Here is a 13558-nt window from a genome sequence, read left to right on the forward strand (position 1 = left end):
TGTCGCTGCTGCGTTGGAGTGCCTTGGTGACTCATTCGCCGTTACCTACTGTTGGTCGTCTCTGTTGACAGGAAGCTGCTGAAGGCTTGGTTGGCAGCTGTGGTCGATAATTGTTTACGCTGCTGTGTCCGTGTTTTTGTTTTCTCAAACTCGATAGGCGTCAGCCGTGAGAGGGCACCCTGACGGCGTTTCGGTAGGCGCCAATCAACCCTTCAGCAGCCCCCCTAAGGCTGGGGTTCTGGTGGTCTGAGTTCAAAAGTAGTCAAAGGGCGCGTCGGTGGTTCGTTCTGCATCATCGATCAGGCGTTCGGCTTCGTCCGGAGTGTGGATGGCACCATCCGGGCCTTTGATGACCCACTTATATCCGTGCTCGGCAAAGAGGGCATTGCGTAATTTTCTGGCCTCTTCCCGCTGGGCGGCCCGGTGTTCTTTCCTTTCGGCCTTCACCTCAGTGAGACACCGCTTGCAATCAAGGCGGCGGCCGTCTGCCGCCGATGGATGAATGGGGAAGCTTGATGCCGGAAGGATTTGTCGGCATCCCCGACACTTCTTAGGGTCGTGGATATGAGGACCGTCGGCCCGATCAATGTTCTGGTTGCAGTATCCGCAGTTCATGTGTGCACCCTACTGCTGGACTCCGACAGTTCAAGGTTCCATAACCTGGGCGCTTTGCATGGCGTGGGATAAGAGACACCAGCGCCAGACAGAGGCAGTGCCGCAACATTCGGCAAGGCTAATCAACATGCCAAAGCCTTTCCGCGCTGAGTTCCGCCGTGTTGCGCTGAAACACGAAGTCCCGTCTCGCAGATCACCAAAGACTTCGAGTTTCCGCAGCAACGCTGCACAACTGGTTCAAGAACGCCGACATCGAGGACGGCGCCCGTCCCGGCGTGACGGACAAGGAAGCCGCGGAGCTCAGGGAGGCAGGAACCGGGTTCGACTGCTGGAACAGATAAACGAGATCCTGAGCCGGGTAGCAGTGTTCTTCACCCGCGAGCTGCCTTCAAAATGAAGTTCCGCTGGCCCTTGACCAAGACGGCTGACGGAATCGCCGTCGCCCGTAGCTTGCATAGGTGCCGGGCTTCTCCTACCAGGCCTTCTATGCGTGGACGGCGTCCCAGTTCACGGAAGTTATCTGCTCGTAGGCGCCACCGCATTAACGCCGCCTTTGATGTCCACAAGCACTATCGCCCTCCAGCACGGCCCCGATTCCATAACTCGCCAAGGACTCTGGAATTCCCCGGAGGAACCCGTGAATCTTCACCGAATGAGCCCGAAAAAATTTCGTTGCAATTTTAGGTATACCTGCTTACTATTCGATTATCACTCGTAGATTTGGGGACGGTTATTTTGCCGAGCTTCCACATCACCTCTTAGGAAGCTCCTTCATTGAACATAACCCCGCACGGGGCGCTTTCCAGCGCGCCTAAAAATAGATATTCCCTTAAAATTCCCCGCGTTATTGCCGCGGGAGCACTCGCACTAACCGTTACCGCTTATGGGCTTATCGCTCCGTCACCGGCAACTGCCACGCCCGTAACGGAGTCTGTGCCTTCAATCCAGGAACCCGCCGTCGCCGAGGCCACAGTGCAGGCCGAAAACGCTGCGCCTGTCGAATCCGGAGTCTTCGTTCCGACCCCCGGCCGGCTGGTCGATACCCGAGACGGAACCGGCGGCGTCACAGGCCCCGTACCCGCTAACACATGGGTACCCATCCAGGCACTCGGGCGGCTGGGTATTCCGGCCAAGGGCGCAGAAGCTGTCGTCCTCACCGTGACGTCCGTTAATGCGCCGGCAGACAGCTGGACGCAGCTGGCCTCCAACACTGACCGTCCAACGACTCAGACCACAAACCTCTCCAGCGGCGCCAACGAGATCTTCTCGAACACCTCCATCGTGCCGATTGGAACCGACGGCCAGATCGCTCTGCGGACCTCAGTGGCGCAGAACTACGTCATTGAAGTCCAGGGATATTTCACCGACGGTGCAGTCATGGCCCCCGGAGGGTACGTTCCGGTCAAGAGCAGCCGTGTGGTCGACACACGAGACGGCACCGGCACACCAAAGGGCCAGTGGGTGAATGATCAGACCTACACTGTGAACCTGAAGAACGTGGGCGGCGTCCCCAACACGGCAGGGGCGGTGTTCGCGAACGTCATCCTTGTCAGCCGGGATCCGGCAAACCCCACACCAACCCTGTATCCCTTCCCGGCCGGCGGCACCGACCCGGAAGCACCGCTGCATTACCGGGGCGGAGTCACTACCGGTGTAGGAACAACCCTGGATATGAACGCCGCAGGGGAAGTCTCTTTCCGCGTCGGTTACAGCCCCAGCCCCGTGGACATCGTCATCGATGTGGAAGGCTATTTCGACGGGCAGGCCAGCGACAGCACCTTCACCTCTCTGGCAACCCGGCTCTACGACAGCCGGACCGACGGAGCCAAGACGCCGATCCCTGCCGGCGGAAGCCTTGAAGTGCAGGTAGCCGGCGTCGATGGTTTCCCCGCAGCCGGATCCGAATTGGCCGGCGTCACCATGAACGTCGCAGCCCTCAACGATCCGGCGGCAGCGACCACCGGTTTCTTCCGGGTCTACCCCTCAGATGAACCCGAACCGTCCCTCAGTCAGGTGAACTATCATCTGGGAGGAGACATCGTCTCCAACGTGATTGTTGTACGTCCGGGAGCTGTCGACGGGAAAGTCATTGTCAAAAACGTCAGTGCTTCGCCGGCTCACGTCGTCATTGACAGCCAGGGCTGGTTTACCAATGCGCACCTGCTTGCACCGGCATCCGGGAACAACGGTGCCGCCTCCGGCGAACGTGCAGCAGCTTCCATGGTCGGCCGGTCTCTGAACGATGCCCTCAAAACCTCGTGGAATCCCACCAACGGCAACACCGTCCTCACTGGAAAACTCATGAGCCTCACCGGAGTTGGCCAGGACACGAACATCAGCTGGCGGTACAACTCCGTCAATGACGCCCGCCCCACACTGAACGTCGGCAGGGTGGAAACTTCCCTGCGGGTGGACACCACCACCGACAACGTGACCTATACGGCCCCTGACGGCGGTTGGTACACCTTCAAGACAAAAAGCCCCGGCGTCTGGGACATGCCTCCCGGAATGAACGCATCCCTCACCCAGCCAAACGCCAAAGAGTACCGGATCAGATTCAATGACACCGGCGTCACCAATATCTACACCGACGACGGAGCGAACTACTCCCTGGCACGATCCATCGACGCGAACAAAAACACGCCGAACACGATCACCTATATCTACGTCAATGGCGTTCTGGACACCACGAAGGACACCCAGGGGCGCACGGTGAAATACGTGTATGCCAACACCAAGAACCCAAACCAGCCGACAAAAATCACCGACCAGTCACTGAACAGGTCCATCAACCTGGAATACAACGCAGGAAGCGGCAGGCTCTCCAAGATAACCGATGCAACCGGTGCCGTCACCGCCCTGGCATACAACTCGGCCGGGAAACTCACCGCTATCACGGACGCCCGCCAGGCAAAGACCAGCTATGAATACGACGCCTCCAAGAGGGTCTCAAAAATCACCTATGCAACCGGCACACCGGTTCAGAGCGTCTACACCCCGGCCTACGTCAACGCCACGACCACCACGCTGACGGACCCGAACAACAAGGTCGCCACCTACACGTATAATGCCGCCCGTCAGGTAACTTCCGTGAAGGACCCCAACGGGAACAACGCTGCCGGAACGTTTGACGGCCACGACAACAGAACGGCCTCCACGGACGGGCTGGGGAACACCACCACCGCCCAGTACAACACCGGGAACAGCCTCACGAAAGTCACCTCCCCGGCAGGCGCGGCCGGCGGCACCGGCGGAGACCGGTCATTCACCTACAACTCCATGACCGGAGATCCGCTGTCGAACTACCAGCCGGCCAGCTCCACGGACGGTGAAGGCAACATCACCAACATCATCTATGACGCCAATACCAACGCACCCAGCAAAACCGAAAGCGGCGGCAGTGACCCGAAGGTGAAGGTCATAGTCTCTAATTTCTACCAGGGCGACGTTCTGGGAACCTCCTGCGGCGCTAAGCAGGGATCGCTGTGCCGGACAACGGACGGTAACGGAAACGCGACCACCTACACCTACGACGCCCAAGGAAACGTTGCCTCAATCATTCGTCCTGCACCCCTTGGTGCCATCGTCAATACGTATGACGCGGCAGGCCGGGTTGCTACCAGCAAGGACGGGAAGAACCAGACCGCTACCTACACCTACGATGCCAATGACCGTATTCAGCAGGTCCGCTACGCATCCACCTGTATTCCTGCGACCTGCGTTACCTACACCTATGACGGCAACGGCAACCTGACCAAGCGCGTCGACGCTTCGGGAACAACGACCTACGCCTACGATCAGCAGAACAGGTCCTCGTCAAAGACTGTTGGAACAACGACCACAAGCCTTACCTATGACGGGGCATCAAATATTCTGTCCTTCGTCGATCCGACAGGCACGATCGGCTACCGCTACGACGGCGCGAACCGGCTGACCGCTCTGGCTGAACCCGGCGGATCCTGCCCGGCAACGCCGGCGTTCCCCAACACCACCAAATGTGTCGGTTTCGGCTACGACAAGAGCAACCGGCGCACCACCACGACGTATCCCAACGGGGTCAAGAACACCACCGTCTTCGACAATGCGGGACGGGTCTCTGAAACGCGGGCCAATAGCTCAGCCGGCGCTGTCCTGACCTCGCGTGCCTACACCTATACCTCGGGCGGCACGGGCAAGGATGGCTCCCTGCAGGCAACCGTGAAGACCGAGGCGAATGCTCTCACCACGTACGGTTATGACACTCATAACCGGCTCACGGCAGCCACCCTCGGTGCCGTAACCGAGACCTGGAACTATGACAAGAACGGTAACCGGACCAGCGCAACCAAAACAGGCAAACCCACGCTGACCTCCGTATACAACGCAGCTGATCAGCTCTGCTGGACCGCCGCCTCAACAGGTGCCTGTGCCGCGGTACCGGCCGGAGCCACAACCTACACCTATGACACGAACGGCAATACGACGAAGGCTGGAACGAACACCTCCGCGTACAACGCGCTTGACCAGTTCACGTCGGCGACCGTTTCCGGTACCACGACGAGCTTTGCTTATGCCGGGCTCCGCAACGACGAACGCACTGTCTCAGGGAACACGAGCTTCCTTAACGGAAGCCTCGGCGTCACCACCCAAACCGCCAACGGTGCCACCACGTCATTCATCAGGGACCCTGACGGGAAGCTGATCAGCATGCGCAATAGCGCCGGTGCCAGCTTCTACTACACAACAGATGCACTTGGCTCCGTCATCCTCCTCACCGATGCCACTCAGGCAAAGGCAGCAACCTATAGTTACGACGCTTGGGGAAACACCGCCCAGACAGGAGCCCAGGCCGGTAATAACCCCTACCAGTACGTCTCGGGATATAAGGACGCGGTGACAGGCTTCACCAAGTTCGGAGCGCGATACTACAACCCAGCAATTGGACGATTCACGCAACTGGACCCCTCCGGCCAAGACCCGCATTACAGCTACAGCGGCAACAACCCCATCACAAACAGCGACACCTCCGGTCTCAGCTTCTGGGATGACTTTACGGATTCTGCGGTACCAGAGGTGGTCGGCGGAATCGTTGGCGCAGTGGGCGGTGCCGTAGCCACTGGAGTCACAAAAACCCTTCCGGGCCTCGCAGCCGGAGCCACCGTCGGATGCATTGTCGGCGTAACAGCCTACGCGGTGGGTAACGGCCTCGCCGAAGAGGACAACACAGTTGGAGGAACCGCTGGAGCTTGTGCTGGTGGAGCGGTAGCTGGTGCGACCGGTTATGGCCTAGGGCGCCTAGGCTCAGCAGCCAGGGCGAACTAGATGAACAATCCGACAAATGGGGTAATGTGATTTGATGCACTACGGAATTTGGATTGCCATAATATCTTTAATTTACACTTTTACCCTAATGATTTACATGCTATCGCCAAAGGGGAGAGGCACTTATCTTAGAGGGGGGAAGAAGTACTCGGGAGCATTTTGGGCGGGCTTAATTGTTGGGCTTGCTGGATGTGTACTTTTCGCTTTATCTCTAGTATAGAAAATATAAGCAACCAATTTTATAGCTAAGGCAGAGAGGGTGTCAATTCGATCTTGACATCCTCTCTGCCTTTTCTTGCTGTGAAGATAGCTCGTCAAACTATTAATCAAATAGATTAGCGTCCTGGGTCGTAGATAACCTGCCCGGCCATGAGGGCTAGAGTTCCGGTGATCCAGTCCGAGCAGCTGCGGCACTTGTCGCTCCTGCGGCAACCACGACGCCATGCCCACTTCACTCTGGGACGCCCTCCCAACGCCCTAACGCTTGGTCACCCATTCGCGGGCGTCGAGTTCGGCCATTCTCCGGTACAGGGTGGCCCGGGACATGCCCAGATCGCGGGCCACATGGGTGGCCTGCTCACCTGCCTCGATCAGGCGGCGGGCGTTACGGATCTGACTGTCGCTGAAATGCTGCCGTCGCCCGCCGAGATCTTTACCTGCCGCACGGCGCTTGGAGACGGAATCGTTAATGCGTTCACGTTTGATTTCCAGTTCCATCTGGGCCAGGGCAGCCATGACTGTAAAAACCATGGAACCCATCGGGGTGCCGGTATCCACATTCCCGCCGCCCAGATTCAAGACCCGCAGATTCACTCCCCTGGTCTTCAGGTCCTCGGACAGGCCGAGCATGTTCACCGTGGACCGGCCGAGCCGATCCAAGGTGGTGATCACCAAAGTGTCGCTCTCATGCAGTGCGCCCAAGGCCCGGGTAAATCCTGGGCGGGATGCTCTGGCGCCGCTGACTCCGTGGTCAATATATAGGTCATCACGGCGGACGCCCGCAGCCAACAGGTCCCTGACCTGCCGGTCCGCATCCTGCGCCTTGGTGGAAACTCGGGCATACCCGATCAGTTTTGTCATGGAGTCCCCAAAAGTGTCTTGCAACCAATGTTTATGTCACTAAACCTAACAGGAGGTTGCAACACATAGTGGCAAGACATACTAAGTGCCGGAATGTGGCGGCACTGCCTCTGTCTCGTGCGGACGTCTCTCAACTCATGAGATACAAGACATGAACCGACATCCCGCATAGATGGAGGGTAACCTCCATGACCGCGGCCTGCTGCCCACGTTGCGTCCTCATGCCACTCATGGGGCTACTAGGTCGACATCCGAGCTAAATCATTTCGTGCACCATTTACTGTCATGGCATGGCGCTGGTCGTTCTCGAAATATTTTAGAAAGTGTCTAGAACTACACGCCCCACATGTTCCCGCTCTCAGGGTCTCAAGAGACGGTCGGGCCGCCATCCAGAGACAATGCCGGGCTGGAGCAGACGAGATGGGGTCGTCGCTCCAGCCTGCTCGGTGTGAACTGTAAAGACCAAGGTGGGGCAGCCGTACCCTTCGGCCCAACTGCCCCACCCGCCTAAGAGGTTTACGGACTTATCCGGCTTCGGGCAAACCCTTCAAAATGCGGCGTCGTACTTCGGCCGCATCAATCGGAACAAACCGCTGGTCCACTTCAATCTGATATTCCAGAACGTGGTTCTTGGTGGCAATGTCCTTGAGCGTGCGGGCGGAGTTGAAGTTCTTGACCTCCGGGTTAGCGCCCTTGATCTGCCACTTATAGGGGCGCACGATCTTCCCATCCGAGTCGTAGGTTGTCTGCTCCTCTTGCAGCGACTTGGTTGTGTACCGGTTGTAGTACGGATTGGGATGCATAAGCAACCGCGCCGTCACCCATTCCCGGGGAACAAGTACCAGCTGCTTTCCGCCGATGAAAGGAAGTTCGCAATCGCGTTGGGTCCAGTCGAGCTTCTGGTCATCCCACACCATCAGACTCCGAGTGACAGTTTTTTCTGCCAGCACCGGGTACTGCGACATCATGTCCAGGCTGTATTCGATCAGGATATCCATGATGATGCGCGTGACCATATCTGAGATCAGGTCTCGGTCGATACCCCGGAGGAACAACGGCAAGTGCTCAATCCTACTGAGAGCGCGGTGCTGGCAGATAGGCGATCCCAGCGCATCCCACAGCACCGTGCCGAGGCCATCGGCAAAACCTTTGCCATCAGTGCCTGCAGCAGAGTATCCCAGCCGCGTTTCACCAGGCTCCCGCATCTTCTGGAGAACGGAGAGCCCATTGCGCTTGTCAGCAAAAACGGAGCTTTGCCGTCGCCGGACAAGTTCCTCGAAGAATTCCACCAGGCGGCACTGAGCCCTTACACCGTAGGCGCAGGTGGAGTTTCGGATGGCACTAGGGTCCAGGAAAACGGTGTTGTCGTTATCTACATCGACGTCCAGGAACGGGAAGTCATCGGGGAGGTCAAAAGCCTCAGAAAGAAATACCAAAATAAACTACTCTCCCTCGACCTAACGGTCGAGAGTCAGAAACCACGCAACAGGCGTTGCGCCAACACTCAACGGCATCTGGCCGCAAAGCGCGGGGCTTTCGTGCTCAAGATTGGACACGATCACCAAGTCCGAGTAGGGTAGATGCATCGCTTCCAACGATTACTTACCCTGCATGGACCCTCTCCCTTGAGGTAACCGGCAGGGCATTTGTCGTTCCCTGAAACTGGTCTACATTAAGTGTAACACATGTTTCATGGACCGCTGCACGAACACCCCCTCAGCGGCCCCCAAAGGCGCCTAGACGAGCCTAATGGGCACGGGCGCGCGCTAGGGACCAGGGGTCCGCGCGGAGCCTTTAGAAAGGCACACAGCGTATTTGGCCTAGTCGCACGGCAGTCGTATTTGGGGTCTGGGCTCTACTCCCAACAAGGCCGATAACAGCGCATACGTCAGTAAATGATGATCCACCATGACGCGACAGAGAGAATTGGCACAGCTAGCCAGTGTCGCTCAAAAGGTTCACTATGGGATTCAGGGTGGGATCAGCCTTGTTATCGGCTTGAGATCGTCTTGGATCCGGGAGATGATCGGTCTAGGAGCCAGACAGCTTCTCCAGGCATCCGCGCCTACCGCGAGTCCATCAACCTCGAGGTTGCTCCCCTGGTCGCTGAGCTCCGCGACATGCTCGGCGCCAAACTTGTTGCCTACCTGGCAGGAGTCGTAGAAACCCGGGCGGTCCGCCAGTGGGCTGAAGGCACCCGCAGGATGCCTTCCGAAACCGAGGCCCGGCTGCGGCTGGCGTACCACGTGGCCGGTATCATTCTGGAGTCCAACGGCCCCCGGATCACCCAGACCTGGTTTCAGGGTATGAACCCGCAGCTGGAGGACCGCTCCCCCGCCCGCTGGATCCGGGAAACCAACCCGGACCAAAGCGGCCCCGAAGTTCTGGCAGCGGCCCGCGCGTTCGCCCGCTTGGGATGAAATTCTCAGAACTGGATCAGCGTGTCTGGCGGGTGGGCTTCCTTCCCCAGCCCTGGGAATGATCGGACTGGCGGTGGGCCGGGCCGGACGGACGGTTCAACGGCCGATGGGACCCCCTTGACCACGGCCTCTACCTAACCCTTCACCGGCGTACCATGGATAGGCCGACTATTCGGCCTACCTCCCCAATCTCCAAGGTGCGTTCTCTTTGAAGTCCTCCTTTACCCAGGCGCTGGCCCGCGGCCTGAATATCAGGCACATCCGCTTCATGGCGCTCGGTTCTGCCATTGGCACGGGCCTGTTCTACGGGTCTGCCTCGGCCATCCAGTCAGCCGGTCCGGCGGTGCTGCTGGCCTACATGATCGGCGGCGCGGCTGTGTTCTTGGTCATGCGGGCGCTCGGGGAGATGGCGGTGCGCCATCCGGTTTCCGGCTCCTTCGGCCAGTACGCCAGCCGCTACCTCGGCCCGTTCGCCGGGTTCATCACAGGCTGGACCTTCGCGTTTGAAATGGCCATCGTGGCCATTGCGGATGTCACGGCCCTGGGCATCTACATGGGGTTCTGGTTTGAGGACGTTCCGCGGTGGATCTGGATTCTGGCCGCCGTCCTGCTGATTTCGGCACTGAACCTGATGAAGGTGAAGGTCTTCGGCGAGACCGAGTTCTGGCTGTCCATCATCAAGGTCAGCGCCATCATCGCCATGATTGTGGGCGGCGCGGCAATCGTGGTCTTCGGTTTCGGGCTGCCGGACACCGCCAACCCCGGATTGGAGACCATGCTGGGCTCCGGCGGGTTCTTCGCGAACGGCTTCTGGGGCCTGCTGGCATCCTTCTCCATTGTGATGTTTGCCTTTGGCGGGATCGAAACCGTCGGCATCACCGCCGGCGAGGCCGAAAACCCGAAGAAAGCCATTCCTGCCGCGGTCAACACCGTGCCGGTGCGCATCCTGCTCTTCTACGTCTGTGCCCTGGGCGTGCTGATGATGATTTTCCCGTGGCAGGACATCAACGGCGAAACCAGCCCGTTTGTACAGATCTTCGATTCCCTGGGCATCCCTGCGGCCGCACACATCCTCAACGCGGTGGTCATCACCGCAGCCCTCTCGGCCATCAACTCGGACATTTTCGGTGCCGGGCGCATGCTCTACGGACTCGCACAGCAGGGCCAGGCGCCGTCGTCGTTCTCTAAAATCTCCCGGCACGGCGTGCCGTGGATGACCGTAGCCACCATGGGCGTGGTGCTGCTGGCCGGCGTGGTGCTGAACGCGCTGCTGCCCGAATCCCTGTTTACGATCATTGCCTCGATCGCCACCTTCGCCACCGTGTGGGTGTGGCTGATGATCCTGCTCTCGCACATCGCGATGAAGCGGGAGATCAAGCGCCGCGGCCTGCCGGCCTCCGAATTCGGCACCCCGTTCTGGCCCTTTGCCTCCTACGCGGCCCTGGCGTTCATGGCGTTCATTGTGGTGCTGCTGGGCATCATGCCGGACACCCGCGTGGCCCTGGTAGTGGGCGCGGTCTGGATTGTCCTGCTGTTCGTGGCCTACCGTCTGTGGGTGCGCGGAAACGGCCGGGTCCGCGCCGAGCTGGCCGACGAAACCGTGGACAGCCGGACGGCCGCGCACGCCGACAGCTAATTCACCGGCGGTCGGCTGTCCGGCCGGCAACTGCCGGCGGTGAGCGCAGCGCCAGCACGACGACGGCTGCCCCCACTCCGGCGAACACCGCTTCCAGCGGCTGGAATTCCACGAAGGCGATCTCCCACGCTTCCAGCCCGATCAATGCCGTTCCGGCGGCGACCGACACCAGCGGTGCGGCACGGCTGCGGCGCAGCTGCAGCAGCCCCGCGACCAGGTAACCTCCCCCGCACCCGGCGGCAAGGAGCAGCCCCGGAGCCCGCCAGTCGGTGAACGGCGTGCGCCGAAGGACCGATGGATCGGCGTGCAGGAACGCTCCGTCCGGACGCAGGGCCAGCAGGATGCCCCCGCCGATCGCTGCCGCTGCCGTGCCGAACTCCAGGCCCAGCAAGGCGCGTTCCTCCCAGAAATGCGGTGATGTCATGAACCCGAGTATTCGCAGCGGGAGCCCCGGCGTCCAGCATCAGGGCATCCTGTTGGAACCGACCCCCGGAACCCAGCCCTGGAGCTCAGCCGCAGGTCCCACTCAGGTGACAACTTTTGCTTGACTGTCGTCATAAGTCTCCCTAGATTGAGAGTGCCGTAGGTCACAGGGCACCACGATCGCACTCAACGAGGAGCAGAGCAGTGACATTCTCCCTTCAGCTGTACACCGTCCGCAGGGAGCTTGAGGCTGACCTTCCGGGGACGCTCAAGCAGCTCGCAGCCATTGGCTTCCGCGAGGTGGAACCCTACAACTTCCACGTCAACGCCGAGGAGCTGGCGGCGGCACTGAAGGACAACAACCTCAGCGCCCCGTCAGGACATGCGCCCCTGCTGCGCAGCGACCAGAATGCCATCTTCGAAGCCGCCCGGCTGCTGGGCATCGGCACGGTAATTGATCCGCACGTTGCAGAGGAACAGTGGACCTCGGAGGAAGACATCGCCGCCACGGCCGCTGCCCTGAACACAGCGGCGGAAAAGGGCGCTTCATACGGTGTCCGCGTTGGATACCACAACCACTGGTGGGAATTGCAGACGCTCCCCGACGGCCGGACCGGCCTGGAAGTACTGGCCGCGTATCTGAACCCTGACGTGGTGCTGGAGGTGGACACCTACTGGGCGGCCGTTGGCGGCCAAGACCCGGTGGAACTGCTGGAACGGCTCGGCGACCGGGTCCGGTTCATCCATATCAAGGACGGCCCGGCAACCTCCAACCCCGCGGACCAGGTGGCCGTGGGAAGCGGCACCCTGCCGATCTGGGACATCATCGATGCCGCATCCGCGCTGGAAAGCGGCGTGGTGGAGCTGGATGACTCTGCCGGGAACATGATGGACGCAGTCACAGCAAGCTTCGAGTACCTCACTGCAGGAAGGCCGTCATGACCAAGCGGGGACCAGTCGGCGTCGGAATCATCGGCGCCGGTGTCATCAGCAAGGAATACCTCACCAACCTCACGTCCTTTCCGGACGTCGCCGTGCACGTTGTGGCGGACCTGTTTCCTGAGGCCGCCGCGGAACGGGCCCGGGAATTCGGCATTGCGGAATCCGGCGGCGTGGACGCGGCCCTGAATCATCCCGACGTCGAGATCATTGTGAACCTGACCGTGCCGTCCGCGCATGTGGAAATCGCCGCGGCGGCGGTCGCGGCGGGCAAGCATGTCTGGAGCGAAAAGCCGTTCTCGCTGGACCGCGAGTCGGGGCTGGGGCTGCTTAAAGCTGCCGACGCCGCCGGAGTACGCCTCGGCTGCGCACCCGACACCTTCCTGGGCGCCGGACTGCAGACCGCCCGCCGGATGATTGAAAACGGTGACATCGGCACCCCGCTCACGGCCCTGACCCTGATGCAGTCCCCCGGGCCGGAGTCCTGGCACCCCAATCCCGCGTTCCTGTTCCAGGAGGGCGCCGGACCGCTGTTCGACATTGGCCCCTATTACCTGACCGCCCTGGTCCAGACCTTCGGCTCCATCCGCAAGGTGGGCGCCTTCGGTTCCCGTTCCCGGGAACTGCGCACCATCGGATCGGGACCGCGCGCCGGGGAGACGTTCGCCGTCACCGTCCCCACGCACGTCAGCGCCATCGCCCAGTTTGAGGGCGGAGAGTCTTCCCAGAGCATCTTCAGTTTCGACTCCCCCTACCGGAGGCCCGGCCTGGTGGAAGTCACCGGAACGGAAGCCACCATTGCCTTCCCCGACCCCAACACCTTTGACGGCAACGTCATGATCTGCGCGGCCGGCGCCGATGACTGGACCACCGTCCCGTCCGTCGGTGCCACCACCACGCGGGGCAGCGGCGTCCTGGAAATGGCCCGCGCGCTGCGGGAGGACCGCCCGCACCGGGCACAGGGCGAAATGGCTTACCACGTCCTGGACGCGATGGCCTCCATCACGGAGTCCGTGGAAACCGGAAATTTCGTTTCAGTGGAGAGCTCGGCGGCACGAGTGCCGGCCCTGCCCGAAGACTGGGATCCCACGGCCGCCACCCTGGCCTGATATCCGGGCAACGCCCGGCACGCCGGCGTCTCCCC

At 60.6% G+C, this 13558-nt stretch carries 9 protein-coding genes; 5 read left to right on the forward strand and 4 right to left on the reverse strand.

The features are described from left to right. Window positions 1-252: 252 nt before the first annotated feature. Window positions 253-615 (reverse strand): hypothetical protein, encoded by a 363-nt coding sequence (locus AC4D2Q_RS16085; protein ID WP_490947455.1) that lies wholly within the window; start codon window positions 613-615, stop codon window positions 253-255. Window positions 616-1548: 933 nt separating this feature from the next. Between AC4D2Q_RS16085 and AC4D2Q_RS16090 the strand changes: the two genes are divergently transcribed. Further along, window positions 1549-5916 (forward strand): RHS repeat domain-containing protein, encoded by a 4368-nt coding sequence (locus tag AC4D2Q_RS16090; RefSeq protein WP_490947456.1) that lies wholly within the window; start codon window positions 1549-1551, stop codon window positions 5914-5916. A 477-nt stretch (window positions 5917-6393) separates the two neighbouring features. Here AC4D2Q_RS16090 and AC4D2Q_RS16095 read toward each other — a convergent pair whose 3' ends face one another. Further along, window positions 6394-6996: a recombinase family protein gene (locus AC4D2Q_RS16095; RefSeq protein ID WP_490947457.1), complete on the reverse strand. Its 603-nt coding sequence runs from the start codon at window positions 6994-6996 to the stop codon at window positions 6394-6396. A gap of 524 nt (window positions 6997-7520) precedes the next feature. After that, the gene (locus AC4D2Q_RS16100; RefSeq protein WP_490947458.1) at window positions 7521-8432 is read right to left on the reverse strand and encodes a DUF8370 family protein; all 912 of its coding nucleotides are present in this window, start codon (window positions 8430-8432) and stop codon (window positions 7521-7523) included. A 573-nt stretch (window positions 8433-9005) separates the two neighbouring features. Between AC4D2Q_RS16100 and AC4D2Q_RS16105 the strand changes: the two genes are divergently transcribed. Next, on the forward strand, window positions 9006-9416 hold the full coding sequence (locus AC4D2Q_RS16105; RefSeq protein ID WP_490947459.1) for a hypothetical protein: 411 nt from the start codon (window positions 9006-9008) through the stop codon (window positions 9414-9416). 268 nt (window positions 9417-9684) lie between these two features. Next, the gene (locus AC4D2Q_RS16110) at window positions 9685-11052 is read left to right on the forward strand and encodes an amino acid permease (RefSeq protein WP_490947514.1); all 1368 of its coding nucleotides are present in this window, start codon (window positions 9685-9687) and stop codon (window positions 11050-11052) included. A gap of 1 nt (window position 11053) precedes the next feature. Here AC4D2Q_RS16110 and AC4D2Q_RS16115 read toward each other — a convergent pair whose 3' ends face one another. Continuing rightward, on the reverse strand, window positions 11054-11476 hold the full coding sequence (locus tag AC4D2Q_RS16115; protein ID WP_490947460.1) for a hypothetical protein: 423 nt from the start codon (window positions 11474-11476) through the stop codon (window positions 11054-11056). 203 nt (window positions 11477-11679) lie between these two features. On the opposite strand from AC4D2Q_RS16115, the gene AC4D2Q_RS16120 reads away from it, so the two are divergent. Together AC4D2Q_RS16120 and AC4D2Q_RS16125 are read left to right on the forward strand one after the other, a co-directional pair. Beyond that, a complete protein-coding gene (locus AC4D2Q_RS16120; protein WP_490947461.1) occupies window positions 11680-12417 on the forward strand; it encodes a sugar phosphate isomerase/epimerase family protein in 738 nt (245 codons plus the stop codon). Further along, entirely contained in the window at window positions 12414-13523 is a 1110-nt protein-coding gene (locus AC4D2Q_RS16125; protein WP_490947462.1) for a Gfo/Idh/MocA family protein, read from the forward strand. Before AC4D2Q_RS16120 ends, AC4D2Q_RS16125 begins: the two co-directional genes overlap by 4 nt. The last annotated feature ends 35 nt before the right edge of the window (window positions 13524-13558 follow it).

This window comes from Arthrobacter sp. TJ-178, assembly GCF_058269275.1.